28 protein-coding genes are annotated in these 25,942 nt (G+C 61.6%); 13 read left to right on the top strand and 15 right to left on the bottom strand.

What is annotated here, in order from left to right:
• The first annotated feature begins 257 nt into the window (after positions 1–257).
• On the top strand, positions 258–2,924 hold the full coding sequence (gene alaS / locus ABID19_RS24050; protein ID WP_354493407.1) for an alanine--tRNA ligase: 2,667 nt from the start codon (positions 258–260) through the stop codon (positions 2,922–2,924).
• Positions 2,925–2,981: 57 nt separating this feature from the next.
• A complete protein-coding gene (locus ABID19_RS24045) occupies positions 2,982–3,761 on the top strand; it encodes a PhzF family phenazine biosynthesis protein (protein ID WP_354493406.1) in 780 nt (259 codons plus the stop codon).
• 16 nt (positions 3,762–3,777) lie between these two features.
• Here the strand turns inward: ABID19_RS24045 and ABID19_RS24040 are convergent, their stop codons facing one another.
• The gene (locus ABID19_RS24040; RefSeq protein ID WP_354493405.1) at positions 3,778–4,404 is read right to left on the bottom strand and encodes a glutathione S-transferase family protein; all 627 of its coding nucleotides are present in this window, start codon (positions 4,402–4,404) and stop codon (positions 3,778–3,780) included.
• An 82-nt stretch (positions 4,405–4,486) separates the two neighbouring features.
• Positions 4,487–5,698 (bottom strand): NADP-dependent isocitrate dehydrogenase, encoded by a 1,212-nt coding sequence (locus ABID19_RS24035; RefSeq protein ID WP_354493404.1) that lies wholly within the window; start codon positions 5,696–5,698, stop codon positions 4,487–4,489.
• Between the two features lie 218 nt (positions 5,699–5,916).
• Between ABID19_RS24035 and ABID19_RS24030 the strand changes: the two genes are divergently transcribed.
• The 6 genes from ABID19_RS24030 to ABID19_RS24005 all read left to right on the top strand — a co-directional run bounded on the left by ABID19_RS24030 (position 5,917) and on the right by ABID19_RS24005 (position 10,809).
• Entirely contained in the window at positions 5,917–6,762 is an 846-nt protein-coding gene (locus tag ABID19_RS24030; RefSeq protein WP_354493403.1) for an RNA methyltransferase, read from the top strand.
• A gap of 175 nt (positions 6,763–6,937) precedes the next feature.
• The gene (gene murI / locus ABID19_RS24025; protein WP_354493402.1) at positions 6,938–7,750 is read left to right on the top strand and encodes a glutamate racemase; all 813 of its coding nucleotides are present in this window, start codon (positions 6,938–6,940) and stop codon (positions 7,748–7,750) included.
• A gap of 60 nt (positions 7,751–7,810) precedes the next feature.
• Entirely contained in the window at positions 7,811–7,999 is a 189-nt protein-coding gene (locus ABID19_RS24020) for a DUF3008 family protein (RefSeq protein ID WP_354493401.1), read from the top strand.
• 356 nt (positions 8,000–8,355) lie between these two features.
• Positions 8,356–8,973 (top strand): 30S ribosomal protein S4, encoded by a 618-nt coding sequence (rpsD, locus tag ABID19_RS24015; protein ID WP_029353615.1) that lies wholly within the window; start codon positions 8,356–8,358, stop codon positions 8,971–8,973.
• A gap of 137 nt (positions 8,974–9,110) precedes the next feature.
• The gene (gene ttcA, locus ABID19_RS24010) at positions 9,111–9,992 is read left to right on the top strand and encodes a tRNA 2-thiocytidine(32) synthetase TtcA (RefSeq protein ID WP_354493400.1); all 882 of its coding nucleotides are present in this window, start codon (positions 9,111–9,113) and stop codon (positions 9,990–9,992) included.
• Positions 9,982–10,809: an inositol monophosphatase family protein gene (locus ABID19_RS24005; protein WP_354493399.1), complete on the top strand. Its 828-nt coding sequence runs from the start codon at positions 9,982–9,984 to the stop codon at positions 10,807–10,809. The genes ttcA and ABID19_RS24005 overlap by 11 nt, the downstream gene beginning before the upstream one ends.
• A 36-nt stretch (positions 10,810–10,845) precedes the next feature.
• Here the strand turns inward: ABID19_RS24005 and ABID19_RS24000 are convergent, their stop codons facing one another.
• Positions 10,846–12,090, bottom strand: a complete 1,245-nt coding sequence (locus tag ABID19_RS24000) for a multidrug effflux MFS transporter (protein ID WP_354493398.1) — start codon at positions 12,088–12,090, stop codon at positions 10,846–10,848.
• 171 nt (positions 12,091–12,261) lie between these two features.
• Entirely contained in the window at positions 12,262–12,597 is a 336-nt protein-coding gene (grxD, locus tag ABID19_RS23995; RefSeq protein WP_145715131.1) for a Grx4 family monothiol glutaredoxin, read from the bottom strand.
• A 164-nt stretch (positions 12,598–12,761) separates the two neighbouring features.
• Between grxD and ABID19_RS23990 the strand changes: the two genes are divergently transcribed.
• Positions 12,762–13,556 carry a phosphodiester glycosidase family protein gene (locus ABID19_RS23990; protein ID WP_354493397.1) on the top strand — a complete coding sequence of 265 codons (795 nt, stop codon included), beginning with the start codon at positions 12,762–12,764 and terminating at the stop codon, positions 13,554–13,556.
• A gap of 12 nt (positions 13,557–13,568) precedes the next feature.
• Here the strand turns inward: ABID19_RS23990 and ABID19_RS23985 are convergent, their stop codons facing one another.
• The 3 genes from ABID19_RS23985 to ABID19_RS23975 all read right to left on the bottom strand — a co-directional run bounded on the left by ABID19_RS23985 (position 13,569) and on the right by ABID19_RS23975 (position 17,605).
• Positions 13,569–13,802, bottom strand: coding sequence for a BolA family transcriptional regulator (locus ABID19_RS23985; RefSeq protein ID WP_354493396.1), 234 nt, complete (start codon positions 13,800–13,802; stop codon positions 13,569–13,571).
• A gap of 5 nt (positions 13,803–13,807) precedes the next feature.
• Entirely contained in the window at positions 13,808–16,042 is a 2,235-nt protein-coding gene (purL, locus tag ABID19_RS23980) for a phosphoribosylformylglycinamidine synthase subunit PurL (protein ID WP_354493395.1), read from the bottom strand.
• Between the two features lie 147 nt (positions 16,043–16,189).
• The gene (locus ABID19_RS23975; RefSeq protein WP_354493394.1) at positions 16,190–17,605 is read right to left on the bottom strand and encodes an aminotransferase-like domain-containing protein; all 1,416 of its coding nucleotides are present in this window, start codon (positions 17,603–17,605) and stop codon (positions 16,190–16,192) included.
• A gap of 93 nt (positions 17,606–17,698) precedes the next feature.
• Between ABID19_RS23975 and ABID19_RS23970 the strand changes: the two genes are divergently transcribed.
• Positions 17,699–17,944 carry a DUF1127 domain-containing protein gene (locus ABID19_RS23970; protein WP_354493393.1) on the top strand — a complete coding sequence of 82 codons (246 nt, stop codon included), beginning with the start codon at positions 17,699–17,701 and terminating at the stop codon, positions 17,942–17,944.
• Positions 17,945–17,952: 8 nt separating this feature from the next.
• Here ABID19_RS23970 and ABID19_RS23965 read toward each other — a convergent pair whose 3' ends face one another.
• Genes ABID19_RS23965 through purC form a run of 5 tightly spaced genes read right to left on the bottom strand, consistent with a single transcriptional unit; the run spans position 17,953 to position 20,831 of the window.
• Positions 17,953–18,615: a Pr6Pr family membrane protein gene (locus ABID19_RS23965; protein ID WP_354493392.1), complete on the bottom strand. Its 663-nt coding sequence runs from the start codon at positions 18,613–18,615 to the stop codon at positions 17,953–17,955.
• Positions 18,616–18,619: 4 nt separating this feature from the next.
• Positions 18,620–19,036 (bottom strand): hypothetical protein, encoded by a 417-nt coding sequence (locus tag ABID19_RS23960; RefSeq protein ID WP_354493391.1) that lies wholly within the window; start codon positions 19,034–19,036, stop codon positions 18,620–18,622.
• Positions 19,037–19,082: 46 nt separating this feature from the next.
• The gene (gene purQ / locus ABID19_RS23955) at positions 19,083–19,751 is read right to left on the bottom strand and encodes a phosphoribosylformylglycinamidine synthase subunit PurQ (RefSeq protein ID WP_354493390.1); all 669 of its coding nucleotides are present in this window, start codon (positions 19,749–19,751) and stop codon (positions 19,083–19,085) included.
• A 1-nt stretch (position 19,752) separates the two neighbouring features.
• Complete coding sequence (purS, locus tag ABID19_RS23950; protein WP_354493499.1) at positions 19,753–19,995, bottom strand: phosphoribosylformylglycinamidine synthase subunit PurS; 243 nt, start codon at positions 19,993–19,995, stop codon at positions 19,753–19,755.
• Positions 19,996–20,036: 41 nt separating this feature from the next.
• Positions 20,037–20,831 (bottom strand): phosphoribosylaminoimidazolesuccinocarboxamide synthase, encoded by a 795-nt coding sequence (gene purC / locus ABID19_RS23945; RefSeq protein ID WP_023674725.1) that lies wholly within the window; start codon positions 20,829–20,831, stop codon positions 20,037–20,039.
• A 272-nt stretch (positions 20,832–21,103) separates the two neighbouring features.
• Here purC and ABID19_RS23940 point away from each other — a divergent pair, with 272 nt between their 5' ends.
• The gene (locus tag ABID19_RS23940) at positions 21,104–21,424 is read left to right on the top strand and encodes a DUF1476 domain-containing protein (RefSeq protein ID WP_352934822.1); all 321 of its coding nucleotides are present in this window, start codon (positions 21,104–21,106) and stop codon (positions 21,422–21,424) included.
• Between the two features lie 182 nt (positions 21,425–21,606).
• On the top strand, positions 21,607–22,380 hold the full coding sequence (locus tag ABID19_RS23935; protein ID WP_354493389.1) for an HpcH/HpaI aldolase family protein: 774 nt from the start codon (positions 21,607–21,609) through the stop codon (positions 22,378–22,380).
• On the opposite strand, the gene ABID19_RS23930 is transcribed toward ABID19_RS23935, so the two are convergent.
• The gene (locus ABID19_RS23930; RefSeq protein ID WP_354493498.1) at positions 22,377–22,925 is read right to left on the bottom strand and encodes an RBBP9/YdeN family alpha/beta hydrolase; all 549 of its coding nucleotides are present in this window, start codon (positions 22,923–22,925) and stop codon (positions 22,377–22,379) included. The two genes, ABID19_RS23935 and ABID19_RS23930, sit on opposite strands and share 4 nt — an antisense overlap.
• A 249-nt stretch (positions 22,926–23,174) precedes the next feature.
• On the opposite strand from ABID19_RS23930, the gene ABID19_RS23925 reads away from it, so the two are divergent.
• Positions 23,175–23,987, top strand: coding sequence for a VOC family protein (locus ABID19_RS23925; protein WP_354493388.1), 813 nt, complete (start codon positions 23,175–23,177; stop codon positions 23,985–23,987).
• 17 nt (positions 23,988–24,004) lie between these two features.
• Here the strand turns inward: ABID19_RS23925 and ABID19_RS23920 are convergent, their stop codons facing one another.
• Both ABID19_RS23920 and purB read right to left on the bottom strand, forming a co-directional pair.
• A complete protein-coding gene (locus ABID19_RS23920) occupies positions 24,005–24,577 on the bottom strand; it encodes an RBBP9/YdeN family alpha/beta hydrolase (RefSeq protein WP_354493387.1) in 573 nt (190 codons plus the stop codon).
• A complete protein-coding gene (purB, locus tag ABID19_RS23915) occupies positions 24,577–25,884 on the bottom strand; it encodes an adenylosuccinate lyase (protein WP_354493386.1) in 1,308 nt (435 codons plus the stop codon). The genes ABID19_RS23920 and purB overlap by 1 nt, the downstream gene beginning before the upstream one ends.
• Positions 25,885–25,942: the final 58 nt, after the last annotated feature.

The following is a 25,942-nucleotide window of genomic DNA, read 5'->3' as shown; positions in this document are numbered from 1 at the left end:
GCCTCAGTGGTGGCCAGAGTTTGGCCATAATCCCGGTTCATCACCTCCAGCTTATGTAATCGAGTTCTGTATTGTTGCGTTTCAAACCGCCGGCTTAGCGCCGGCGGTTTGCGTTTCAGCGGTGGCGCCGATGACCTGCAAGCCCGCAAGTTGGCCCAATTCCGTGTTTCTGGACAGGGTGCAATGCGGCGGCTAAAAGGCCATGTCCATTTACCGTCGGCCGGGCCGGCGGTTCTCTCCAGAAGGCAGTATTATTCATGAGTGGCGTGAACGAGATCCGGTCGACATTCCTCGACTATTTCCGCAAGGAGGGTCATGAGGTCGTCGCGTCGAGCCCGCTGGTGCCGCGCAACGACCCGACGCTGATGTTCACCAATGCCGGCATGGTGCAGTTCAAGAATGTCTTCACCGGCCTGGAAAAGCGGGCCTATTCGCGTGCCACAACCGCCCAGAAGAGCGTGCGCGCCGGCGGCAAGCACAACGACCTCGACAATGTCGGCTACACCGCGCGCCACCTGACCTTCTTCGAGATGCTCGGCAATTTCTCATTCGGCGACTATTTCAAGGAACGCGCCATCGAGCTTGCCTGGAACCTGATCACCAAGGAGTTCGGGCTGAAGCAGGACAAGCTGCTGGTCACCGTCTATCACACCGATGACGAGGCCGCCGGCTTCTGGAAGAAGATCGCCGGCTTTTCCGACGATCGCATCATCCGCATTCCGACCTCGGACAATTTCTGGGCAATGGGCGACACCGGACCTTGTGGGCCGTGCTCGGAGATCTTCATCGACCGTGGCGAGCACATCTGGGGTGGGCCTCCCGGCAGCCCCGAGGAGGATGGCGACCGTTTCCTCGAATTCTGGAACCTGGTATTCATGCAGTATGAACAGGTGACGAAGGACGAGCGCATCGATCTGCCGCGCCCGTCGATCGACACCGGCATGGGCCTGGAGCGCATGGCCTCCATTCTGCAAGGGGTGGAAAGCGTCTTCGAGACCGACCTGTTCCGTCACCTGATCGACGCTGCATCATCCGCGCTCGGCCGCGGCCCGGATGCGGACACCGTCGCCTCGTTCCGCGTTATCGCCGACCATTTGCGTTCATCCTGCTTTTTGGTGGCCGACGGCGTGCTGCCGTCCAATGAAGGCCGCGGCTATGTGCTTCGTCGCATCATGCGCCGCGCCATGCGCCACGCACAGTTGCTCGGTGCCCGCGATCCGCTGATGTGGCGCCTGGTACCGGCGCTGGTGCGCGAGATGGGCCAAGCCTACCCGGAACTGGTGCGCGGCGAACAGATGATCACCGAGACGCTGAAGCTTGAAGAAACCCGTTTCCGCAAGACCCTGGTGCGCGGCTTGGGCCTGCTTTCGGAGGCGACGGAAAGGCTGGGCGCCGGCGACATGCTGGATGGCGAGACAGCCTTCAAACTCTACGACACCTATGGCTTTCCACTCGACCTGACACAGGACGCGCTGCGTCAGCGCAACATCTCGGTCGATCTTGCCGGCTTCACCAATGCGATGGAGCAGCAGAAGGCCGAGGCGCGCAAGAGCTGGGCAGGTTCCGGCGAGGCCGCGACCGAAACGGTGTGGTTCCCCGTGCGCGAGGCGGCCGGCGCCACCGAGTTCCTCGGCTACGAGACCGAGCAGGCGGAAGGCCTCATCCAGGCGCTGGTCAGGGACGGCAAGACCGTCGACAGCGCGGCCAAGGGCGACGCCGTTGCCGTGGTCGTCAACCAGACGCCGTTCTATGGCGAGTCCGGTGGCCAGATGGGTGATACCGGCACCATTTCAGGCGAAGGGTTCTCGATCGAGATCTCCGATACGCAGAAGAAGGCCGACGGGCTTTTCGTGCATCTCGGCAAGGTGATCAGCGGCACGGTCAGCACGGGCGCAACCGTCGAGCTGAAGGTCGACCATGCGCGCCGCTCCAGGTTGCGCGCGAACCATTCCGCGACGCATCTGATCCATGAGGCGCTGCGCGAGGTGCTGGGCACCCATGTCGCGCAGAAGGGCTCGCTGGTCGCGCCCGAGCGTCTGCGCTTCGACATTTCGCACAACAAGCCGATCTCGCCTGACGAACTCGAGGAGGTTGAGCGGATGGCGAACGAGATCGTCGTCCAGAACAGCCCGGTGTCGACGCGGCTGATGTCTGTCGACGATGCCATTGCCGAGGGCGCCATGGCGCTGTTCGGCGAGAAGTATGGCGACGAAGTGCGCGTCGTTTCGATGGGTACGGGCCTGCATGGCGCGAAGGCCAACCGGCCCTATTCGGTCGAGCTCTGCGGCGGCACGCATGTCAGGGCGACCGGCGATATCGGTCTGGTGCGCGTCGTGTCGGACAGCGCTGTCGCCGCCGGCGTGCGCCGTATCGAGGCGTTGACCGGGGAGGCGGCCAGAAAGCATCTGGACGAGCAGGACAAACGGCTGAAGGCGGTCGCTGCCACGTTGAAGATTTCGCCGGCCGACGTGCCGGCCCGCGTCGAGGCGCTGCTCGATGAGCGCAAGAGGCTCGAGAAGGAACTGACCGAAGCGCGCAAGAAGCTGGCGCTGGGCGACCGCTCGCCATCCGGTGTACCGGCTGAAAACGAAACCATCGCCGGTGTCGGTTTCCTCGGCAAGGCGGTCTCCGGCGTCTCGCCGAAGGATCTGAAACCGTTGGCCGATGCCGGCAAGAAGTCGCTCGGCTCCGGCATCGTCGTCTTCGTCGGCACGGCTGAGGACAACAAGGCGAGCGTCGTGGTCGGCGTCACCGACGACCTGACCGGCCGCTTTAGCGCCGTCGATCTGGTGCGCGTGGCATCCGCGGCCTTGGGCGGGCAGGGCGGCGGCGGTCGGCCTGATATGGCCCAGGCCGGTGGCCCGGATGCCTCGAAGGCCGAGGATGCGATTGCTGCGGTTAAGGCGGCGCTGGAAGCTGCGTGAACCTGCACCAGTAAAGCGAGGCCGAAGCGCAGCGGGGATGATGTGGCAACGTTGACCATGTATCAAGTCGACGCTTTTGCCGAACGGGCTTTCCAAGGCAACCCTGCTGCGGTTCTCGTTTTGGCAGACTGGCTATCGGACGATGTGATGCAGGCCATCGCAAACGAGAACAATCTTGCTGAAACCGCGTTTGCGCGGCCGAATGGCAAGGGTTGGGATTTGCGCTGGTTCACGCCGGTTCATGAAGTCGACTTCTGTGGCCATGCTACTCTTGCGACCGCCCATGTATTGGCCGCGGAACACAATGTGCCTGGCGATATGGCCTTTGCCACGCGGGTGGGTGAGTTGCGGGTTTCCCAACGGGAAGGTGCCTACCAGCTCGATCTGCCGTGTTTTCCGCCGCAGCCGCTCGGCGGGGAGTTAACGCTGGCGCTGCAAGAGATATTTCCCCTGCGTCCGGTTTCGAGCTTCCGCAATTTCGAAAACCTGTTTGTCGAGCTTGCCGACGAGTCGTCCGTACGGTCATTCGTTCCCGATCTGCTCAGGATCGGAACCCTTCATCCTCTTGGCCTGGTCATTACCGCGCCTGGGCGAGCCCACGATTTCGTCTCGCGTTATTTCGTGCCCGGGGCGGGCATTCCCGAGGATCCGGTGACTGGCTCCACTCATGCGACGCTGGTGCCTTACTGGGCTGAAAAACTCGGCAAGACGCATCTGTCGGCATTCCAATGCTCGCAGCGCGGCGGGCATTTGCTGTGCGACCTGGCTGGAGATCGTGTGCTGATCGAAGGTCGTGCGAAGACCTTCATGAAGGCGGAAATCTACCTTCCCGAATGAGCGGCTGCCATTCGCCTCACCCTGCCTTTTCGGTTCCGGAAAAGCTTGGACGCTGAGCGATGCGGTCCCACCAGGCCAGAATATCGGAAAATTCGGCCAGCAGCTTGCGCCCTTCGGCGGCCTTGACGAAGTAGCCGATGATCGGTGCCGCGTGCAAATCGGCCAGCGTCAATTGCTCGCCCAGCAGCCACGGCCCGGCGGCTTTCAGTGATGTGAGCACGCGAAGCACAGTTCTCGCCTGCCGAAGTCCGGCGGCGATCAAAGCCTCGTCAGGCGCCGTCTTCTCCAGCCGCTCGACAGCGACATCCCAGACCATCGCCCGATAGGCATAGGCGTCGAGCATGCCGATGATCTGGTTCATGGTTGCGCGAGGCCGAACCTCAACCGGCTGCAAAGCCGGCCCACCAAACGCTTCGTCGACATAGCGCGCAATCGCGCTCGCTTCGAACAGGCGAAAGCCGTCATGCTCCAAAGCCGGGATGCGCCCAAACGGATGATGCTCGAAATACCAACCGGGAATGCCGTCCTCGGCAAACACATCAACCGGCACCAGCTCGTAGTCGATGCCCTTTTCCTCGAGCGCGAGGCGGACGATGCGCATATAGACGCTGTAGTCCGCCCCGTAGAGGATCGGCTTGGTCATCGATCACCCTTCTTCCGCTCTCGTTGTTCGCCCTAACAAGAAGGCTCCTTTCGGAGCCTTCGATGTTGCCGGGTTTTGTCCGTCACGCCATCGCCTTCTGCAGATTCTCATCGATCTTGTCGAGGAAACCGGTGGTCGACAGCCATGGCTGGTCGGGGCCGATCAGCAGCGACAGGTCCTTGGTCATGAAACCGGCCTCGACGGTCTGGATGCAGACCCTTTCCAGCGTCTCGGCAAAGCGCTTCAGGTCGGCGTTGTCGTCGAGCTTGGCGCGGTGGGCGAGGCCGCGCGTCCAGGCGAAGATCGAGGCGATCGAATTGGTCGAGGTTTCCTCGCCCTTCTGATGCTGGCGATAGTGACGGGTGACGGTGCCATGCGCGGCCTCCGCCTCGACCGTCTTGCCGTCCGGTGTCATCAGCACCGAGGTCATCAGGCCGAGCGACCCAAAACCTTGCGCCACCGTGTCCGACTGCACGTCGCCATCGTAGTTCTTGCAGGCCCAGACATAGCCGCCCGACCATTTCAGGCTGGAGGCGACCATGTCGTCGATCAGCCGGTGCTCGTACCAGATCTTTTTCGCCTTGAATTCGGCTTCGAACTCAGCCTCGTAGACTTCCTGGAAAATATCCTTGAAGCGGCCGTCATAGGCCTTGAGGATGGTGTTCTTGGTTGAGAGGTAGACCGGGTAGTTGCGCAGCAGGCCGTAATTCAGCGAGGCGCGGGCGAATTCGCGGATCGACTCGTCGAGATTGTACATGGCCATGGCGACGCCGGCGGCCGGCGCATCGAACACGTCATGCTCGATCACCTTGCCGTCCTCGCCGACGAACTTGATCGTCAGCTTGCCCTTGCCGGGAAAGCGGAAGTCGGTGGCGCGGTACTGGTCGCCGAAGGCATGACGGCCGACGATGATCGGCTTGGTCCAGCCGGGCACCAGCCGCGGCACGTTCTTCATGATGATCGGCTCGCGAAAGATGGTGCCGCCGAGAATGTTGCGGATCGTGCCGTTCGGCGACTTCCACATCTTCTTCAGCTTGAATTCCTCGACGCGCTGCTCGTCGGGCGTGATCGTGGCGCATTTCACGCCGACGCCATGCTTCTTGATGGCGTTGGCCGAATCGATGGTCACCTGGTCGTTGGTGGCGTCGCGGTGTTCAACGCTGAGGTCGTAATATTCAAGCTTGAGGTCGAGATAGGGGTGGATCAGCTTGTCCTTGATGAACTGCCAGATGATGCGGGTCATCTCGTCGCCGTCGAGTTCGACGACTGGGTTCGCCACCTTGATCTTCGCCATGGAAAGAATGCCTCATTGTTGGGGATCGGAACGGCCTTGCCCGCATGGCTTCGGCCGGGGATGCGGCCCGTATATCAAAGCATTTTTGGCCGCGCAAACGGCGATCCGCATGGCCTGGCTCGACTACGGCCATCCGCCTCTCTTTGTGAAAGCTTCATTTTCGCGGCCGGATATGGCAGGGGACGCTGAAATGCCGCAAACAGCAGTTCATTGACATCATGCAAGCCAGCAACGACATCCCTCCTGCCGCAGGCCCGGCGATCATCCTCGTCGAGCCACAGCTCGGCGAGAATATCGGCATGGTCGCGCGCGCCATGGCGAACTTTGGCCTTGCCGAACTGCGCCTCGTCAATCCGCGCGACGGCTGGCCAAGCGAGAAGGCGCGCGCTGCCGCGAGCCGCGCCGACCATGTCATCGATGCCGTTACGGTCTTTGACGATCTGGCCTCGGCGGTTGCCGACCTGAACTTCGTCTTCGCCACCACGGCGCGCGCACGCGATAATTTCAAGCCGGTGCGCGGACCGGTCGAGGCGGGCAGGGCGCTGAGAGCGCGCCAGCAAGCCGGGCAGCGCACCGGCATCCTGTTCGGCCGCGAGCGGTTCGGACTCTACAATGACGAGGTCGGCCTCGCCGACGAGATCGTCACCTTCCCGGTCGATCCCGCCTTCTCTTCGCTCAACATCGCCCAGGCGGCCTTGCTGATGTCCTATGAATGGATGAAGTCGGGTTTGGAAGATGAGACGAAAACCAATTTTTCCAGCCCTGACATGATGCCGGCGACCAAGGAACAGTTGCACGGCCTGTTCGCGTATCTGGAAGGCGCGCTCGAAGCGCGCGGCTATTTCCGCCCGGCGCCGAAGAAGCCGAAGATGATCGACAATCTGCGCGCGGTGCTGACGCGCGCCGGCTTCGCCGAGCCGGAGCTCAAGGTGCTGCGCGGCATAATATCATCGCTGGACAGATTCTCACCGGCCATGCCGCGCGGCGACGGATCGCCGGGCGACGATCCGAGACGGCTTCCGGCAGCCGCAGCACGCGCCGCCAAGGCGAAAGACAACGACTAGGTTTAGCCTGGAGTAACCGAATGTTATTTGGTGGGGTCCATCATTTCAGAATGATGGACTATCGGATGTGCGACCATCTTCCTGCCGTGGTCCCAGCCTTCTCTCTGAGTCCCGGCCCTTTCTCGCAATCCCACTCTTTTCTCGTAGTCCAAGTCCTTTCTCCTAAACAATGACAATGACCGATCCCTCAAGCGCCCGCCCGATCCTGATGTTCGATTCCGGCCTCGGCGGCCTGACGGTGTTGCGCGAAGCGCGCGTGCTGATGCCCGACCGTCGCTTCGTCTATGTCGCCGACGACGCGGCTTTCCCTTATGGCGCTTGGGAGGAACCGGCACTGAGGGCGCATATATTGGAGCTGTTCGGCAAGCTGCTCGACCGTTTTTCGCCGGCCATTTCGGTCATCGCCTGCAACACCGCCTCGACGCTGGTCATTGATGCGCTGCGCGAAAGATTTCCCGGCCATCCTTTCGTCGGCACGGTGCCGGCGATCAAGCCAGCGGCTGAACGCACGCGCTCCGGGCTTGTTTCGGTGCTGGCGACGCCCGGCACCGTCAAGCGTCAGTATACGCGCGACCTGATCAGCAAATGGGCCCAGAAATGCCATGTCCGCCTGGTTGGCAGCGACAGCCTGGCGGGACTGGCCGAGGTCTATATGCGTGAGGGCTTTGTTGACGAAGAGGCCGTGCGCACCGAGATTGCCCCGTGCTTCGTCGAACACGACCAGCTCAGGACCGACATTGTCGTGCTTGCCTGCACCCATTATCCCTTTCTGGCCAACCGCATGCGCAAGACGGCACCTTGGCCGGTCGATTGGCTCGATCCTGCCGAAGCGATCGCGCGACGGGCGCTCTCGCTGCTCGTTGACACCGAGGGCAAGAATCGCGGCGAGGCGCTGCCGGAAGGCGCCGATCTTGCTGTCTTCACCTCAAAGAGAGTTGATTTTCCAACTCGCCGCCTGATGCAGGGATTTGGGCTGGCGATTTCCTGATATTTAGGAACATCATCCCGACCGATACGTTTTCTCCTATTGGCAACAGGAGAAACGATCATGCCAGCCACATCAAAGGCCCAGCAGAAAGCCGCCGGCGCGGCATTGTCCGCCAAGCGTGGCGAGACCAAGAAGAGCGAGCTCAAAGGCGCTTCGAAGGGAATGTATAAATCCATGAGCGAAAATCAGCTCGAGGAGTTCGCCGAGACCAAGCGCAAAGGCCTGCCGGAGAAGAAATCGAAACACTAGCCGCTCGTCCGGACCAGGCAGGGAGGTCGGTTCCCGTTCCATGGTTTGATAGCCGCGGCACTTGGGCCGCATCCCCCTGCCATCACCGACGCCAGCCGCAAGCTTGACACCGGTTAAATCTCCGTTTAATCAGCCCACCAACACCGGGCCGCAACGCCCGGTGGTTTCTTTATGTGCGCAAGACGTTTGGGAAGCTCTCTATTTTCCCGGGGTCTTGTAAATGACGTGTCCCGTGGGTTTTCCGCCGCGTTGCGTGGGAAAACCCTGTCAGGTCTCGAAAACGGGGGCCAGAGGAGGGCGCGTTTCCTTCACCCGGACCATGAGGTTCCGGGTGTATTGTTTTGAAAGGGAATGCGATGAGCAAGCGCGAATCCGCGAAATACAAGATCGACCGCCGTCTCGGCGAAAACATCTGGGGTCGCCCGAAGTCACCGGTCAACAAGCGCGAATACGGTCCCGGCCAGCACGGCCAGCGCCGCAAGGGCAAGCTTTCCGATTTCGGCCTGCAGCTGCGTGCCAAGCAGAAGCTGAAGGGTCACTACGGCGACGTTTCGGAAAAGCAGTTCCGCAAGGTCTATGAAGAGGCGGACCGCCGCAAGGGCGACACCTCGGAGAACCTGATCGGCCTGCTCGAATCGCGTCTCGACGCGGTCGTCTACCGCGCCAAGTTCGTGCCGACGATTTTTGCCGCCCGCCAGTTCGTCAATCACGGCCACATCAATGTCAACGGCAAGCGCGTCAACATCGGCTCGTACCGCTGCAAGCCGGGCGACGTCATCGAAGTCCGTGAAAAGTCGAAGCAGCTGGTGATCGTTCTGGAATCGGTAGGCTTGGCCGAGCGCGACGTGCCTGACTACATCGAGGTCGATCACAATAAGATGACCGCGACCTTTGGGCGTATCCCCGGCCTTTCGGATGTTCCCTTCGCCGTGCAGATGGAACCGAACCTGGTCGTCGAATTCTATTCGCGCTGATCGATTTCTTCGTCTGCGACAGCATCGAAGGCCGCCCTCGAGGCGGCCTTTTCTTTTGGGCATCCGAAAATCGATTTCGATTTTCGGGCCGATGCGCTAATCCGGGCAGCAACAAGGACCTTTGGGGCCGACGCGCCATGAACATGCTGCCAGAAACACTCGAACCGATCGCCGATGCCGCAGGCGGCTTTCATCCGCTGTTTGCCGATGTGCCGTCCTCCGTCGAGTTCAACAAGCTGCGCAAGCGGCTGCTGCGTCTCGCCCGTCAGGCGATCGACGATTTTTCGATGGTGAGGCCTGGCGATCGTTGGCTGGTTGCCTTGTCGGGCGGCAAGGACTCCTACGGCCTGCTCGCTTTGCTGCTCGACCTCAAATGGCGCGGGCTGCTGCCGGTCGAGCTGTTGGCCTGCAATCTAGACCAGGGCCAGCCCAATTTCCCCAAACACATATTACCCGACTATCTCAACAAATACGCCATCCCGCACCGCATCGAATATCAGGACACTTATTCGGTGGTCACCGACAAGCTGCCCCAGGGCAGCACCTACTGTTCGCTGTGCTCGCGGCTCAGGCGCGGCCATCTCTACCGCATCGCGCGGGAGGAAGGTTGCTCGGCGCTGGTGCTCGGCCACCATCGCGAGGACATTCTCGAAACCTTCTTCATGAACCTGTTCCATGGCGGGCGGCTTGCCGCCATGCCGCCAAAACTGCTCAACGACGACGGCGACGTCATGGTGCTAAGGCCGCTTGCCTATTGTGCCGAGGCCGATCTCGAAAAATTCGCCGGCGCCATGAAATTCCCGATCATCCCGTGCGATCTGTGCGGCAGCCAGGATGGCTTGCAGCGCAATGCGATGAAGGCGATGCTCGACGACCTGGAAAAGCGCATGCCCGGCCGCAAGGACACGATGATCCACGCCATGACCAATGTGCGGCCCTCGCATCTGCTCGACAGAAAGCTGTTCGATTTCGCCGCTCTCAACGAGACCCTCACCACAAGGCAAGCCGATGACATTTGACGACACCGCGATCGACTGGCTTGCCAACCTTCTGTCCGACGCTGCCATAGCCGAGATCATGCCGCGCTTTCGCCGGCTGGATGAGGGCGAGGTCCGCCAGAAAACCTCGGCAGCCGACCTGGTGACGGAGGCCGACGTGAACGCCGAGCGGCTCATCACCGTCAGGCTGCGTGAGCGCTACCCCCAGGCGATGATCGTGGGCGAAGAGGCCTGTTCCGACGATCCGGCGCTGCTCCAGGGCCTCGGCGAAGCCGATCTCGCCTTCGTCATCGATCCGGTCGACGGCACCTTCAACTTCGCCTCCGGCGTGCCGCTATTCGGCGTCATGCTCGGTGTCGTGGTGAGGGGCGAGACAGTAGCCGGCATCATTCACGATCCCGTCGGCAAGGACTGGCTGATCGGTGCCAAGGGTGCTGGCAGCCACATACGGCATGCGCATGGCAGCATAGAGAAGGTGCATGTCGTCAAGCCTGTGCCGATCTCGGCAATGACCGGTGCGGTCTCCTGGCAGTATCTACCCGAGCCGGAACGATCCCGGCTAGCGCGTAACCAGACGAAGTGCCTGTCGCAGTTCGGCTATCGCTGTGCGGCTCACGAATACCGCCTGCTTGCGAGCGGTCACGCCCACTTCGTCGTCTACAACAAGCTGATGCCGTGGGATCATCTGGCCGGTGTGCTGATCCATGCCGAGGCCGGTGGTTATGCGGCGCGTTTCGACGGCAGCGCCTATCTGCCTTCGCATGTCGGAGGTGGCCTTCTTGTCGCGCCGGACGAGGAAAGCTGGCGCGAACTGCGCCGCGAGCTCTGGGCGGAGTAGGCTTGCCGGGGATCAATCTGGTTGAATTCATCCCGCCTAAACCGGCGGGTTCTGCGGCCGGAAGAATTTGCCGCGTTCGGCGATCAGCACCATCACCAACGCGCCAAGCGACACGCTGCAGAATCCGGCGGCCAAGGGCGTCACCGTGCCGTTGAAGGCTTGACCGATCAGCGTGCCGAGCAGGCCGCCGAGGAAGGTCTGCATGAAACCCAGAATGGACGATGCGGTGCCAGCCAGTTGGCCGAGCGGCTCCATGGCGAGTGCGTTGAAATTCGCGCCAAGTGCGCCGAACGGGACCATCGCGCAAGCAAAGAAGGCGATGAAAAGCCAGAGCGGCATCTTCATTTGGATGGAAACAACCAGCCAGGCGAGGCTGATGGCCAGAAACAAGAGCAGTGCGCTCTGCGACAGACGGCGCATGCCGATGCGGCCGACAAGGCGCGAATTCAGATAGTTCGAAAAGGCGAGCACGCCGGCTATCCCTGCGAAAATCACCGGGAACATCTCGCCGACGCCAAAGACGCCGACGTAGATCTGCTGGGCCGAATTGATGAAGCCGAACATCGCGCCGAACGCAAAGGTGCTGGCGAAGGCGTAGCAAAGTGCCATGCGATTGGTCAACACGATGCGGAAGCCGCCAATGATGGATTCGGCAGTTAGCGGCCTGCGGTGTTCGGGATGCAGCGTTTCGGGTAGCCGCAGCAGTGCCCACGCCGACACGATCAGCGCCCCTGCCGCCATGGTGATGAAGATCACGTGCCAGGTCGCGAACAGCATGATGAATTGGCCGATGCCGGGCGCCACCACCGGAATTGCCATGAACACCATGAAGATCAGCGACATGACTTCGGCCATCCGCCGGCCGTCGAACGTGTCGCGCACGATCGAGACGGCGATGACGCGTGTGGCCGCGGCGCCGATACCTTGCACAACCCTGCACAGGATAAGAGTAGCGAATGTCGGCGCGATTGCCGCCGCAGCCGCTGCCGCGACATAGATCACCAGTCCGACGACGAGTGGAGCACGGCGTCCAAATCGGTCCGAGATCGGCCCGAAGAAGAGCTGTCCGCCGCCAAAGCCCAGAATGTAGGCCGCAATCACGTATTGGCGATGGTTTTCATTCTCCACGCCCAGCGAGGCGCCGATTTGCTGCAGCGCCGGGAGCATGATGTCGATGGCCAGCGAGTTGAGCGCCATCAATGCCGCGCACAGCGCGATGAATTCCCAGCGCGGAATAGGCAAGGTGCTTGCCTGTTGCGGCGCTTGTGCATGCTGATCCACGGCAAAGTCCGATCTTCAAACGAAAAAGCGCCGGTGCGCCGGCGCCTTCATTCGTCTTGTGCCCCGACACCGGGGGGTAATTAGTCTGCCGAGATGGGGGCTGGCCCGGCGTTTAGCGCAAGTTTCCGAAAGTCGGGAATCGACTTTCGGAAGGATCATGCACAACAGAATTCAGGCTGCGCCTTTGACGCTCACGCCCTTTTCGACGAGGAACGTCTGCAGTTCGCCTGCCTGGAACATCTCGCGGATGATGTCGCAGCCGCCAACGAACTCACCCTTGACGTAGAGTTGAGGGATGGTCGGCCAGTTGGAGTATTCCTTGATACCTTGCCGCAGCTCGGCCGAGGTCAGCACGTCCACGCCCTTGTAGTCGGCGCCGATGTAGTCGAGGATCTGCACGACCTGACCGGAAAAACCGCATTGCGGGAAACCGGGCGTGCCCTTCATGAAGAGAACGACTTCGTTGCCCTTCACCTCGCTGTCGATGTAGTCGTTAATACCGCTCATAGAGAATCCTTTCATGCCCGCGGGAGTCAGGCTCGAAACATACCCTTCAAATAAACCCATAGGTTGCCTGAAACAAGACGTTTGCCGCATCGTCACGCAAATGGCGCAAAGGATGGCCTGATATTGGGCCAAGAGCATCGGGCAGCTATTTTCCCAAGGAAGCGATGAGAAGGCGATATAGCGCGGCGTTCCTGATTGGTGTTCTGCTCATTGTGCTTGCCTCTATCTGGTGGCGCAGGCCATCGGAACACCCGCCTGTCGTTATCGGCTACGAGCTGCCCGGGCCATGCCGCGATCTTAGCTTTGAGACAGTTCCATACATCGTCTGCGAGATCGATCTTCGCGCCTATGACACCGGCGTCTTGCACGCCGGCGACGACGGCAAAGCCTTCGGCTCGCTGGAAAAGTTCGACAAGGCGATGTCGGGCGAGGGCAGGCCGGTGCTGCTCGCCATGAACGCTGGCATGTATCATGAGGACCTGACGCCGGTCGGCCTTCTTATTGAGGATGGCCAGGAGAAGGCGCCGCTCAACCTCGCTGACGGCGAAGGCAATTTCTTCTTGAAGCCGAATGGCGTGTTCCTGGTCCGCAACGACGGCAAGGCGGCGATCATGGAAACGAACGCCTATGCCGCCGCGAAGCCGGATGTGGCGTTCGCCACGCAATCCGGACCGATGCTGGTAATCGACGGCCGGCCTCATCCTCGCTTCGAGGCGAACGGCACGTCGCGTTACATTCGTAACGGCGTTGGCGTGCGTGACGAAAACACGATCGTGCTGGCGATCTCACGCTCGCAAGTCAGTCTCGGCAGCTTTGCACGCATGTTCCGTGATGCGCTGCATTGTCCCAACGCGCTTTTCTTCGACGGAGTGGTTTCGGCGCTGTCGAATGGCGAGAGGATGATCGTCGGTGGAAACTACCCGGCAGGGCCGATCATTGCCGTCTCGGCGAAAAGGTGACGAGGGCGGAACTCAGTCCGGCACGCTGGTCTGCAACGCGAGCGCGTGTAGCACGCCGCCCATATTGCCCTTCAGCGCGTTATAGACCATCTGATGCTGCTGGACGCGGCTTTTTCCGCGAAAGCTTTCGGCCACCACCTCGGCCGCATAGTGGTCGCCGTCGCCGGCCAGGTCGCGGATTGTCACCTTGGCGTCCGGAATGCCTTCCTTGATCAGCCGTTCGATGTCGTGCGCGTCCATTGCCATAGGTGCTACCTTATTCCCGTTCCCATGAAGCGAGGAAACCAGGATTCGTGGGCTGCGGTCAATTCGCTGACCGGTATCGCACGCGCCTCGCCGAGTTTCAATTCGCCGCCGCCCGTCGAGCCGATCCACGGCGCAAAGATGCCGAGCTTGCTTTGCTGTTCGCGAATAGTATCCCATTCGTCACTCTGCGGATCGACCGACAGCGTCAAGAGATAGCGGCCCTGATCCTCGCCGAACCAGACCGGGATCGGATCGGTCCCGACCAGGCCGGGGACGGTCGCGCCGATGCCGGATGCCATCGCCATCTCGGCCAGCGCGACAGCGATGCCGCCGTCGGAAACATCATGCGCTGATGTAACGACGCCGGAGGCGATCAGGGCGCGCACATGGTCGCCGACGCGCTTTTCATGGTCGAGATCGACCGGCGGCGGCGGGCCGTCGGTGCGGCCGTGAATGTCGCGCATATAGGCCGACTGGGCGAGATGTGTTCCCCACTTGGACGGCGCGCCGACCAGCAGGATCATCTGGCCCTCGGCGGCAAAGCCGATCCGCGTCATCTTCGACCAGTCGTCGATCAGTCCGACGCCGCCGATGGTCGGGGTCGGCAAGATGCCTTGCCCGTTGGTTTCGTTGTAGAGCGAGACATTGCCGGAGACGATCGGAAAGCCGAGCGTACGGCAGGCTTCGCCGATCCCTTTCACGGCGCCAACCAACTGGCCCATGATCTCTGGCCGTTCCGGATTGCCGAAATTGAGGTTGTCGGTGGCCGCGAGCGGCAGTGCGCCGGTGGCGGTGAGGTTGCGCCAGCATTCAGCCACCGCCTGCTTGCCGCCCTCATAGGGGTCGGCCTCGCAATAGCGCGGCGTCACGTCGGAAGAGAAGGCGAGCGCCTTGGTCGGATGGCCTTCGACGCGCACCACGCCGGCATCGCCGCCCGGAAGCTGCAGCGAATTGCCCTGGATCAGCGTGTCGTACTGTTCCCATACCCAGCGGCGCGAGGAAAGGTCGGGTCCGCCAAGCAGTTTCAGCAGTGCCTCGGCGACATCCGCCTGTGGTGCGTCGCCAGCCGCCAGCGGCGCCGGCTTCTTCGGCTCGACCCACGGGCGGTCATATTCCGGCGCCTTGTCGCCAAGATCCTTGATCGGCAGATCGGCGACCTCATCGCCCTGGTGCAGCACGCGAAAGCGCAGATCGTCGGTGGTCTTGCCGACAATGGCGAAATCGAGGCCCCATTTGTGGAAGATCGCCTCGGCTTCCTTTTCTTTTTCGGGGCGCAGCACCATCAGCATGCGCTCCTGGCTCTCCGACAGCATCATCTCATAGGCGCTCATGCGCTCCTCGCGCACCGGCACCTTGTCGAGGTCGAGCTCTATACCGAGATCGCCCTTGGCGCCCATCTCGACCGCGGAACAGGTGAGACCGGCCGCGCCCATGTCCTGGATGGCGATGACCGCGCCTGACGCCATCAGTTCGAGGCAGGCTTCGAGCAGGCATTTTTCGGTGAACGGGTCGCCGACCTGAACGGTGGGCCGTTTCTCGTCGATCTTGTCGTCGAACTCGGCCGAGGCCATGGTCGCGCCGCCGACACCGTCGCGACCGGTCTTGGCGCCGAGATAGACGACCGGCAGGCCGACGCCCTTGGCTTCCGACAGGAAGATCGCATCGGTCTTGGCGAGCCCCGCCGCGAACGCATTGACCAGGATGTTGCCATTGTAGCGCGCGTCGAAATTGACCTCACCGCCGACCGTCGGCACACCGAAGGAATTGCCGTAGCCGCCAACGCCGGAAACGACGCCGGCAACGAGGTGTTTGGTCTTGGGATGGTCCGGCGCACCGAACCGCAGGGCGTTCATCGCCGCGATCGGCCGTGCGCCCATGGTGAAGACATCGCGCAGGATGCCGCCGACCCCGGTCGCAGCTCCCTGATAGGGTTCGATATAGGAGGGGTGATTATGGCTCTCCATCTTGAAGACGACGCAGTCGCCGTCGCCGATGTCGACCACGCCGGCATTCTCGCCCGGACCCTGGATGACCCGCGGACCTGATGTCGGCAGTGTGCGCAGCCACTTCTTCGAGGATTTATAGGAGCAGTGTTCGTTCCACATCGCCGAGAAGATACCGAGTTCGGTATAGCTCGGTTCACGCCCGACCAGGTCGAGGATGCGCTGATATTCGTCGGGCTTCAGCCCGTGCGCGGCGATGAGGTCCGGAGTGATCGGCACGGAATTGGAAATGGTCATGGGCGGCAATTTGTGTCCTGGGGATCGAGTCCCGTCTTATCGCAAGCTTTGCCGCCGATACACCCATCAAGCGACGAAAAACGATGGAAAGCCACAAGGCAGCAAGTAGCGAAAGATCGCCACTCGACCCGCCGGTTTCAAGTCGGTTCAGGAGAAACTGTCGTAGCCGGCACGGCCTTCGTCCAGAAGCCGCCTGATTACCGCCAGACCATGCGCTAAGTCCTCTCGCCGTTCCGGCTGTGACACGCCAAAGCGGACGCCATGGAAAACCTGTTCGGAGCGCCCTGCCTTGAACTCGTCCTCATCGTCGATCAGTACGCCATGCTCGAGGCAGGCTTGCTTGAAGGTGCCGGAAAGCCATGGATCGGGCAAAGTGAGCCAAACGAAGGGCACGGTATCCAACGCCTTGATATCGAAGCCGTCGAGTGTCTCGCGCACGATCGCTATGCGCGCGCTGATTTCGGCAATGCTGCGTTTGCGCATCTCGCTGGCCTGGCCGGACAACACCAGCCTGCTGCCTACCTCTGCCAGCAGGAAGGGGAGGCCACCGGTCATCATCTTGTGGGCGACCCTGATGCGGTGGCGATAGGCCGGCGGGCAGGCTAGCCAGCCGCTACGAACACCCGCGGCGACCGATTTCGACAGGCCGCCGGCAACGATTGTCCGTTCCGGCGCATATTCGGCGAGCAACGGTGTTGGGTCGTCTGTCATACCACCATAGAGATCATCCTCAATCAGGACGACATTGTATTGACGGGCGACGCGCGCGATGGCCTCGCGGCGCGTTGCCGACAGCGTCACCAGCGTCGGGTTCTTGGCCGTCGGCATCAGAAACATTATTTTCGGATGTTTTTGCGCGCAGACGCGCTCGAAATCCTCGGGATCGATGCCTCCGTCGTCCGCCGCCACCAGTGCGGTCCGGCGCCCGATCAGGCCGGCGCTGCGGGAAATCTGCGAGTAGGTGAGGTGCTCGAAGACGACATAGTCGCCGGGAGTGGTGAGCCCTGCAATTGCTGCCATCACCGCGGCATGGGTGCCGAGCGTCGGAACGATGGTATCCGGGGCCGGGCGATAGGAATTGCGCGACAGCCAGCTTCTGCCGGCCTCAAACCAGCGGTCCGGGAAATCGCGCGTGTAGCTTGAAATCTCGTGCGGATAGTCCTGCGTTGTGCGCGAAAGCACATCGGCGACAATGGCGCCCTGGCCAGTGTCGGGCGCGGCCGTGCTGTCGAGGCGCAGTTTGTCGCGAGGCGCATCGAAGTAGTAGCGCGTGCCTTGCTCGACGGGTTCCAGGAAATCCGGCTTCGCGACATCCGGGCGCTGCGTCAGGACATAGGTTCCGCGCCCGACTTCGCCGCTGACCAGTCCACGCTCGCGCAACAATTGGTAGGCCCGGCCGACTGTGCCGACCGTCGTGCCGATATCATATGCCAGATCGCGCTGCGGCGGCAGTTTTGTCCCTGCATCGATCACGCCCTGATCGATGTCCGTTTCAATGGAATCCGCCAGCCGCTGATAGAGCGGGCCGGTGCCTGTGGTGAGATCTGGAAGCCAACTTGTCATGGTGACAATTTTCTATATTGCGCCGGAATATGAGTCAATACATATCAGTATTCGGCGATAAAGGGTACAATCACGGATATTGGCGGAAAGACAATGGGTACAATCGATACAACTCACTATGCAGAAGCTGAGTTACGGATGGCGCGGCCATTAGGCCGGAGGACCTATGTCAATCGTCTCGTCCGCGTGGCCAGATCGCTTTTCAGGTGGATCGACGCCATGGTCGATCGTCGCCGCAGCCGGCTGATATTGCTGGAGATGACTGACGATCAGCTCAAGGATATCGGCGTCTCGCGCTGCGATGCCCACCGTGAGGGTCTGCGGCCGTTCTGGGACTGAAAGAAACCTCAGGAAGCCCTTTTCGCACCTGGATGGACGCCAGGGCTCCTGATCCGTGAGATGCCGTGGTCGGCAAGCACCGCAATGATGCACAGCACCAGAAAAAGACCGGTGATGCCGAGCGCCGAAACGGCGACGCTGGCCGCGCCGTTCTTGGCGACGTTGAGGAACGGGTAGGGCACTTCGCCCGATATCGGCGCCCGCGCCAATACATAGGCCAAATAAGCGACCGGATAGATCATCCACAAGGAGATGTCGCGCCACCGTGTCGAGCCGTCGGCGCCTGCCACAAGCCACCACAGCACGAACAGCACCGGTGTTACATAGTGCAGCAGGACGTCGCAGAGCAGGAACAGGCCCTGCGGCTGCCAAAGCTGCGCCAGGACCATCGCATAGATGATGAAGACCAGGGTTATGGCAACCGCAACGCCCGCCCGCATCCGCGGCCCGGCAAAGGCCGGAAACCAGGCGTAGCCAGCGGGTGACAGCAGCGAAATATGCACGAGCACCGCGCCGATATTGGTCAGGATGGTGAAGAAGCTGAAGTAGAAGACCAGCGAGCCAACGAAACTGCGGCCCGCTTCCATCGACGCCGGAACGGTGATGCAGATTTGCAGGACAAGCCCGGCCAGACCTATGACCAGACCCGCTATCTGCAGGAAGCGACCCATGGCGCTACGCCGCGGCACCGCAAGCCGGATTGCCAGTCTGCCAGCGGGCAATGTCCGAGCCGATGCGTGCACCGAGCGGCTCGTCCATCAGCGGACCGTAGACGTCGATGCGACGTGAATTGCCTTGTGCCTGCACGACCAGCAACGGCTTTCCGCCATAGTGTTTGACCGGGACCAGCAGGAAGCGCGGCGTGCCGGTGAACGAATTCAGCTCATTGGCCATCTGATAAGGCTTGAAGGCAGCATCCTTGCTGGCGATCCAGCATTTATGGGCGGCGATCGCCACCTGTTCCATTGCAAGCAGCGACGCGCTCTTGCCCGAGGGCGCCGGCGCGCTCTTCGGCTTCGATTGGCAGGAGGCGAGCGCAAGGCCGGCGGCGGCGATGAGAGCGAGGCGGGCGATCGTCTGTCTCAGGCTCATGCGGCGCCTATTTCGAGTTCGCGAAAAAGGATGAATGCTGGGGATATCAAGCGGCAATGCCGAGGGCACTTTCGAACAGCGCCCGGCCGTCGCTACCGCCATGTGCTGCTTCGATCAGGTTCTCGGGATGCGGCATCAGGCCGAGCACATTGCCCTGGCCGTTGATGATGCCGGCAATGTCGTTGATCGAGCCGTTGGGATTGGTGCCTTCGGCATAGCGGAACACGACCTGGCCTTCGCCTTCGAGCCTGCGGAGCGTCTCGGCGTCGGCAAAATAATTGCCGTCGTGATGCGCCACCGGCGAGCGGATGATCTGGCCCGGCTGATAGCGGCGGGTGAACATCGTGTTCGCATTGGCGATCTGCAGCTTGACCTGCCGGCAGACGAATTTCAGCGACGTGTTGCGCATCAAGGCGCCCGGCAAAAGGCCGGCCTCGACCAGGATCTGGAACCCGTTGCAGACGCCGATGACCATGACACCCTTGGCCGCCTTTTCGGCGACCGCCCGCATGACAGGCATACGCGCGGCAATGGCGCCGCAGCGCAGATAGTCGCCGAAGGAAAAGCCGCCGGGGATGGTGATCAGGTCGACATCGGGGATTTCGGTGTCGGTCTGCCAGACCGTGACCGGCGCCTTGCCGGAAATCTTGGTCAGCGCCGCAATCATGTCGCGGTCACGGTTGAGGCCGGGGAGGAGGACGACGGCTGATTTCACCTCAGGCGATCTCCACCGCGTAATTCTCAATCACCGTATTCGCCAGAAGTTTGTCGCACATGGCTTTGAGATCTGCTTCGGCCTTCGCCTTGTTGCTCTCGGCAAGCTCGACGTCGAAGACCTTGCCCTGCCGCACCTGGCCGACGCCGTTAAAGCCCATCCCGGACAGCGCATGTTCGATCGCCTTTCCTTGCGGGTCGAGCACGCCGTTCTTGAGGGTTACGGTAATGCGGGCCTTGATCACGCTGGACATGCTCCTGTTCGAAGTGTTGAGCGGCAAAAATCTCAGTGCGGCTTGCCTTTGACGCCATCGGTCGAGGCGACGAGCACTGGTCCGGCGGGACGCGGCGGTTCGTTCTCGTTCATGATGCCGAGGCGGCGGGCGACTTCCTGATAGGCTTCGACCAATCCCCCCATGTCGCGGCGGAAACGGTCCTTGTCGAGCTTGTCCTGCGTCGCCACGTCCCACAGACGGCAGGAGTCCGGCGAGATCTCATCGGCAACGACGATGCGCATCATGTCGCCCTCGAATAGCCGGCCGCACTCGATCTTGAAGTCGACGAGCTGGATGCCAACACCCATGAACAGACCGGAGAGAAAGTCGTTGACGCGGATGGCCAGAGCCATGACGTCGTCGATCTCCTGCGGGCTCGCCCAGCCGAAAGCGGTGATGTGCTCTTCAGACACCATCGGGTCATCGAGCGCGTCGGCCTTGTAATAGAATTCGATGATCGAGCGCGGCAGGACGGTGCCTTCCTCGATGCCGAGGCGCTTGGCCAGCGAACCGGCGGCGACGTTGCGCACGACAACCTCAAGCGGGATGATCTCGACTTCCTTGATCAGCTGCTCGCGCATGTTGAGCCGGCGGATGAAATGGGTCGGAATGCCCATCCGGTTGAGATGGTTGAAGATGTGCTCGGAAATGCGGTTGTTGAGCACGCCCTTGCCATCGACGATTTCGTGCTTCTTCTTGTTGAAAGCGGTCGCGTCGTCCTTGAAGAACTGGATCAGCGTCCCCGGCTCAGGTCCCTCATAGAGGATCTTGGCCTTGCCTTCATAAATGCGGCGGCGATTTTTCATCTGATTTTTCTCTGGATTTCCGGACAGGCGGCAAGCGACCAGTTCCTGTCCGTCCGCCTAAATTAGTGCGGCAACGGTAGGGGTTCAATGCCGGTGTCTATCCCAATCGCACTGTTTGCTCAATCGGCAAATCCTTTCAATCAACCGCTTTCCGGAATGAAATGCCGCAGCGCAGCAAGTGATGTAGCATATTGACCGGTCCGCAGCCTTTTGGTTTGTGCAGCGGAAACACATATTCACATCAACGAATCGGATTTGATCGGAGGGACGCAATGATCGATATGAAGGACCGCGAAGAGGGCTTCGAGCGCAAATTCGCATTCGATGAGGAACTTCGGTTCAAGGCTTCGGCGCGCCGCAACAAGGCACTCGGCATGTGGGCTGCCGAAAAGCTGGGTAAATCCGGTGCTGATGCCGAAGCCTATGCCAAGCAGGTGGTTGTCGCCGACATCGAGGAAGCCGGCGATCACGACGTTTTCCGCAAGATCCGCAAGGATTTCGACGAAGCCGGGGTCGACCAGTCGGACCATCAGATTCGCCGCACCATGGACGATCTGATGGCGCAGGCGATTGAACAGATCAAGAACACATGATCTCTCTCTGAGCCAGATCGACCTGCCTGGACCAATCGACCGCTCGGCCTATCCGGGCGGTTTTTCTTTGCCTTTGCCGCCGTTTCCGGCTGAAACTGCCCTGACACCCTCTTTCGTATCGTGCGTTCCGAAAACCGGTTCCGGGCCGATGCGAGGCAAGTAGAGAGCAAAGGAAGGCACTTATGTCCCTGAAGTCACGCCTGGCGGCGGATGAAACGTTATGCACCGCATGGTCCGGCGTGCCGGATGCCTTGACGGTGGAAATCCTCGCTAGACAGGGCTTCGATGCCGTTACGCTCGATATGCAGCATGGCGGACATCACGAGGACAGCGTGCTGCGCGGCCTTGGGCCGGTGCTGGCCGCCAACAAACCGGCGCTGGTGCGCATTCCGGTCGGTCGCTTCGACATGGCCAGCCGCGCGCTCGATTTCGGCGCCGAGGCGGTGATTGCGCCGATGGTGAATTCGGTGGCGGACGCCAGGCTGTTTGCCGCGGCCATGAAGTACCCGCCGCTCGGCGAGCGTTCCTGGGGTCCAACCTATGCCTTTCCACGTCATAGCAAGGGGGACTATGCCGACTGGCTGCGCGACAGCAACGATCGCACCATGGCCTTCGCCATGGTCGAGACGCGCGCCGCCCTCGATGCGCTCGACGGCATCCTCGACACGCCCGGTATTGATGGCATCTTCCTCGGCCCATCGGATTTCTCTATTGCCTGGTCGAACGGCGCCACCGTCAACTCGACGCTCGAAAGCATGATGGAAACCGTCGCTTCGATCGCCGAGCGGACACGCAAGGCCGGCAAGCACGCCGCAATCTACGTCGTCGAGCCGGCCATCGCCGGCCGTGTGGTGTCTATGGGCTATCGGCTGCTGGCCATGGGCTCCGAGCACGCGCTGATCGGTCTGGGGGCAAAGACCCTGCTGAAGAGCGTCAAGGACTCGATCGAGTCCTAAAGGTCCGTCAGGAATTTCGCAAAAGTCATCGATCCTTCGGGCCATGGGCCGAAGCCGGAATCGGCATTGAGATGGCCGGCATCGCCGGCATCGATGAACAGCGAGCCCCAAGCTCCGGCAATGTCCTCGGCGACATCGAACGCGCAGAACGGGTCGTTGCGGCTGGCGATCACCACAGAGGGGAATGCCAGCGGCTCGCGCGGGTAGGGACCGAAGGTCATCAGGTGCCTGGGTTTTATCTTGGGATTGGCGACGTCGGGTGGCGCAACGAAGAAGGCTCCGGCCACCGGGCGTTGGAATTGCGGCATGGCCTGAACCGCCGTCGCAACGCCGAGCGAATGCGCGACGATGACGACCGGCCGCTCGGCCTCGTTGACCGCTTTCGCCACGCTCGCCGTCCAGTCTTCGCGCACCGGCTTCGACCATTCTGCCTGCTCGACGCGGCGCGCCGTCGACAATTTCGATTGCCAGCGGCTCTGCCAATGGTCGGGTCCGGAATTGGTGTAACCCGGCACGATGAGAATATCTGCATCCCTGACTTTCATGGCGCGCATGTAGCGAGCGGCACGGTTTCGTGCAACCGCGATAATCGGTGCAATTGCTCACAATTGTGAACACCATGTTCGCATCTTGCCATCTTGTGTGAACGATCGCGATCGATGATCTGTCGGTAGGAAAAGAAACAGCCGTGTAAGGACACCAGGATTTTGGAACTGACACGACGTATAATGGTCGGTGGCGCCGGGCTCCTGGCTTTGGGGATCTCGCCGAAGGCTGCCCAAACGGAGAATTTGATGAGCGAACTGCCTTTTGCCGCCACCACCCCGGTCAGCGTTTCCCGCGTCGGGTTGCGCGCGCGGGATGCGGAAAGCCTCGCTGCCTATTATCGCAACGTCGTCGGCCTGCGGGAACTGAGCCGCGCCGGTGGCACGATCACGCTGGGCGCCGCCAACCGCCCCTTGCTTGACATCGAGGCGGATGCGGCGGCCAAGCCCGATGATCCGCGCACCGCCGGCCTCTTTCATACCGCCTTCCTGCTGCCAAGCCGGGCCGATCTCGGCCGTTGGGTCAATCATGCCATCGCCGACAAGATCGGCATCGAGGGCGCTTCCGACCACCTGGTCAGCGAGGCGCTTTACCTGACCGATCCTGAAGGCAACGGCATCGAGATCTATGCCGACCGCCCGCGTGGAGACTGGAAGTGGAATGGCGACAAGATAGCGATGGCAACCGAACGGCTGAACATCCCCTCTGTCGTTGCCGAAGTGCCAACCGGCGATGCCGGCTGGCAGGGCATGCCGGACAACAGCATCATCGGTCACGTCCATCTGCGCGTCGGCAGGCCGGAAGATGCCGAAGCCTGGTGGCACCAAGAGTTCGGCTTCGACACGGTGGCGAAATATGGCAGCGCGGCGGTGTTCCTGTCGTCAGGCGAATATCACCACCATATCGGGGCCAATGCGTGGCAGAGTGCTGGTGCCGGCCGTCGCGACGCTTCTCGGTCTGGCCTCGCATGGGTCGAAATGCGCTCTGACAATGTGACTGATGCGACGACCCGCGAAGACCCATGGGGAACGGTGATCAGAACCGTTCCCGGCAAGGCGTAAACGCTTTCGAAAGCCGCTTAGAGCCGGGCTTTTTCCAACAGCCGGCCGAGCATGAGCAGGCCCGCCGGCCAAAGGCCGAGGCGGGTCTCGTTTCCCATATGGCCGAGATCGCCGGCATCGGCGAGGTCCGCGCCCCAGGCTGCGGCGAAGGCCGTAGCCTGGTCGAAGCTGACACGCGGATCGGTGCGGCTGGCCACCACCAGGGTCGGAAACGGCAAGGGCTTCAGTGGCATCGGCGCGAAAGGGCGAACCAAGTCGAAGGACGGATCAGGGTCCTCGACATTGGTTGCGGCAACCAGCAACGCGCCTGCAACCTTGTTGAGCTGGCTTTCGCTGGCGCCGGCCGCCCACTTCACCGCCGTCGCCACCGCCAGTGAATGCGCAAGCAGCACCACGCGCCGAGGTGCCGCGGCAATCGCGGTGTCCACCCGGCCAATCCAATCCTCGGGGTTCGGCCTGTCCCATTCGGCCTGCAGCACGCGGCTGGAATTGGGGAATGCCCGGCACCAATGCGACATCCAGTGATCCGGCCCGGAATTACCGCGCCCCGGCAGGGCAAGAAAATCGAATTCTCCGGCGGCCGAAATCATCACGCCTCCCCGAACACGCGCCTGAAAATCGTGTCGACATGCTTGGTGTGATAGCCAAGGTCGAATTTTTCACGGATCTCGGCCTCGGGCAAGGCTGACGTGACCTCCTTGTCAGCCAAAAGTTCATCAAGGAAATCAGCGCCTTGCTCCCACACCTTCATGGCGTTTCGCTGCACCAGCCGGTAGGCGTCCTCACGGCTAACGCCCGCCTGGGTCAGCGCCAGAAGAACACGTTGCGAATGCACGAGGCCGCGGAACTTGTTCATATTCTTTAGCATGTTGTCGGGATAGACGAGCAGTTTGTCGATGACACTGGTCAGCCGCGACAGCGCGAAATCAAGCGTCACGGTCGCGTCCGGCCCAATCATGCGCTCGACCGACGAATGCGAAATGTCGCGCTCGTGCCAGAGCGCCACGTTCTCCATCGCCGGCAGCGCGAACGAACGCACCATGCGCGCAAGCCCGGTGAGATTTTCGGTCAGCACCGGGTTGCGCTTGTGCGGCATCGCCGACGAGCCCTTTTGTCCGGGCGAAAAATACTCTTCCGCCTCCAGCACCTCGGTGCGCTGCAGATGACGGATTTCCGTCGCCAGTCGCTCGATTGACGAGGCGATGACGCCGAGCGTGGCGAAGAACATCGCGTGGCGATCGCGCGGGATCACCTGCGTCGACACCGGCTCCGGCTTCAATCCGAGTTTCTTGGCCACATGCTCTTCGACATAGGGATCGATGTTGGCGAAGGTGCCGACAGCACCTGATATGGCACACGTCGCAATATCCTCACGCGCGTGGACCAGCCGTTCGCGGCAGCGTGAGAATTCGGCATAGGCCTGCGCCAGCTTCACGCCGAAAGTGGTCGGCTCGGCATGGATGCCGTGGCTGCGGCCGATGGTGACGGTGTCCTTGTGTTCGAAGGCGCGGCGCTTGAGCGCCGCCAGCAGGCCATCGATGTCGGCCAGAAGGATATCGCTGGCGCGAGTGAGTTGCACGGCAAAGCAGGTGTCGAGAACGTCCGAGGACGTCATGCCCTGATGGATGAAGCGGGCATCCGGCCCGACGAATTCGCCGAGATGGGTGAGGAAGGCGATGACGTCGTGCTTGGTGACGCGCTCGATCTCGTCGATGGCGTCGACGTCGAACTTCGCGGCCCCGCCTTTTTCCCAGATGGTCTTGGCGGCCTCCTTTGGGATCACGCTGAGCTCGGCCAGTGCGTCGCAAGCGTAAGCCTCGATCTCGAACCAGATGCGGAACCGGGTTTCGGGCGACCAGATGGCAACCATTTCCGGCCGGGAGTAGCGAGGGATCATCGGTCAGTCCTGACTTGCGAGGGCGTTCGCCCGCGTCCTAACAGAGGCAGACGGAATG

This window comes from Mesorhizobium robiniae, assembly GCF_040545535.1.
Taxonomy (GTDB): Bacteria; Pseudomonadota; Alphaproteobacteria; order Rhizobiales; family Rhizobiaceae; genus Mesorhizobium; species Mesorhizobium robiniae.
The sequence above is the reverse complement of the archived record's forward strand: the minus strand, read 5'-3'. Positions and strand labels throughout refer to the sequence as shown.

What these genes read in the sequence shown, in the direction of transcription:
- alaS (WP_354493407.1), top strand. Translation starts at nt 258, where the DNA reads ATGAGTGGCGTGAACGAGATCCGGTCGACATTCCTCGACTATTTCCGC.
- ABID19_RS24045 (WP_354493406.1), top strand. Translation starts at nt 2,982, where the DNA reads ATGTATCAAGTCGACGCTTTTGCCGAACGGGCTTTCCAAGGCAACCCT.
- ABID19_RS24040 (WP_354493405.1), bottom strand. Translation starts at nt 4,404, where the DNA reads ATGACCAAGCCGATCCTCTACGGGGCGGACTACAGCGTCTATATGCGC.
- ABID19_RS24035 (WP_354493404.1), bottom strand. Translation starts at nt 5,698, where the DNA reads ATGGCGAAGATCAAGGTGGCGAACCCAGTCGTCGAACTCGACGGCGAC.
- ABID19_RS24030 (WP_354493403.1), top strand. Translation starts at nt 5,917, where the DNA reads ATGCAAGCCAGCAACGACATCCCTCCTGCCGCAGGCCCGGCGATCATC.
- murI (WP_354493402.1), top strand. Translation starts at nt 6,938, where the DNA reads ATGACCGATCCCTCAAGCGCCCGCCCGATCCTGATGTTCGATTCCGGC.
- ABID19_RS24020 (WP_354493401.1), top strand. Translation starts at nt 7,811, where the DNA reads ATGCCAGCCACATCAAAGGCCCAGCAGAAAGCCGCCGGCGCGGCATTG.
- rpsD (WP_029353615.1), top strand. Translation starts at nt 8,356, where the DNA reads ATGAGCAAGCGCGAATCCGCGAAATACAAGATCGACCGCCGTCTCGGC.
- ttcA (WP_354493400.1), top strand. Translation starts at nt 9,111, where the DNA reads ATGAACATGCTGCCAGAAACACTCGAACCGATCGCCGATGCCGCAGGC.
- ABID19_RS24005 (WP_354493399.1), top strand. Translation starts at nt 9,982, where the DNA reads ATGACATTTGACGACACCGCGATCGACTGGCTTGCCAACCTTCTGTCC.
- grxD (WP_145715131.1), bottom strand. Translation starts at nt 12,597, where the DNA reads ATGAGCGGTATTAACGACTACATCGACAGCGAGGTGAAGGGCAACGAA.
- ABID19_RS23990 (WP_354493397.1), top strand. Translation starts at nt 12,762, where the DNA reads ATGAGAAGGCGATATAGCGCGGCGTTCCTGATTGGTGTTCTGCTCATT.
- ABID19_RS23985 (WP_354493396.1), bottom strand. Translation starts at nt 13,802, where the DNA reads ATGGCAATGGACGCGCACGACATCGAACGGCTGATCAAGGAAGGCATT.
- purL (WP_354493395.1), bottom strand. Translation starts at nt 16,042, where the DNA reads ATGACCATTTCCAATTCCGTGCCGATCACTCCGGACCTCATCGCCGCG.
- ABID19_RS23975 (WP_354493394.1), bottom strand. Translation starts at nt 17,605, where the DNA reads ATGACAAGTTGGCTTCCAGATCTCACCACAGGCACCGGCCCGCTCTAT.
- ABID19_RS23970 (WP_354493393.1), top strand. Translation starts at nt 17,699, where the DNA reads ATGGGTACAATCGATACAACTCACTATGCAGAAGCTGAGTTACGGATG.
- ABID19_RS23965 (WP_354493392.1), bottom strand. Translation starts at nt 18,615, where the DNA reads ATGGGTCGCTTCCTGCAGATAGCGGGTCTGGTCATAGGTCTGGCCGGG.
- ABID19_RS23960 (WP_354493391.1), bottom strand. Translation starts at nt 19,036, where the DNA reads ATGAGCCTGAGACAGACGATCGCCCGCCTCGCTCTCATCGCCGCCGCC.
- purC (WP_023674725.1), bottom strand. Translation starts at nt 20,831, where the DNA reads ATGAAAAATCGCCGCCGCATTTATGAAGGCAAGGCCAAGATCCTCTAT.
- ABID19_RS23940 (WP_352934822.1), top strand. Translation starts at nt 21,104, where the DNA reads ATGATCGATATGAAGGACCGCGAAGAGGGCTTCGAGCGCAAATTCGCA.
- ABID19_RS23935 (WP_354493389.1), top strand. Translation starts at nt 21,607, where the DNA reads ATGTCCCTGAAGTCACGCCTGGCGGCGGATGAAACGTTATGCACCGCA.
- ABID19_RS23930 (WP_354493498.1), bottom strand. Translation starts at nt 22,925, where the DNA reads ATGAAAGTCAGGGATGCAGATATTCTCATCGTGCCGGGTTACACCAAT.
- ABID19_RS23925 (WP_354493388.1), top strand. Translation starts at nt 23,175, where the DNA reads ATGAGCGAACTGCCTTTTGCCGCCACCACCCCGGTCAGCGTTTCCCGC.
- ABID19_RS23920 (WP_354493387.1), bottom strand. Translation starts at nt 24,577, where the DNA reads ATGATTTCGGCCGCCGGAGAATTCGATTTTCTTGCCCTGCCGGGGCGC.
- purB (WP_354493386.1), bottom strand. Translation starts at nt 25,884, where the DNA reads ATGATCCCTCGCTACTCCCGGCCGGAAATGGTTGCCATCTGGTCGCCC.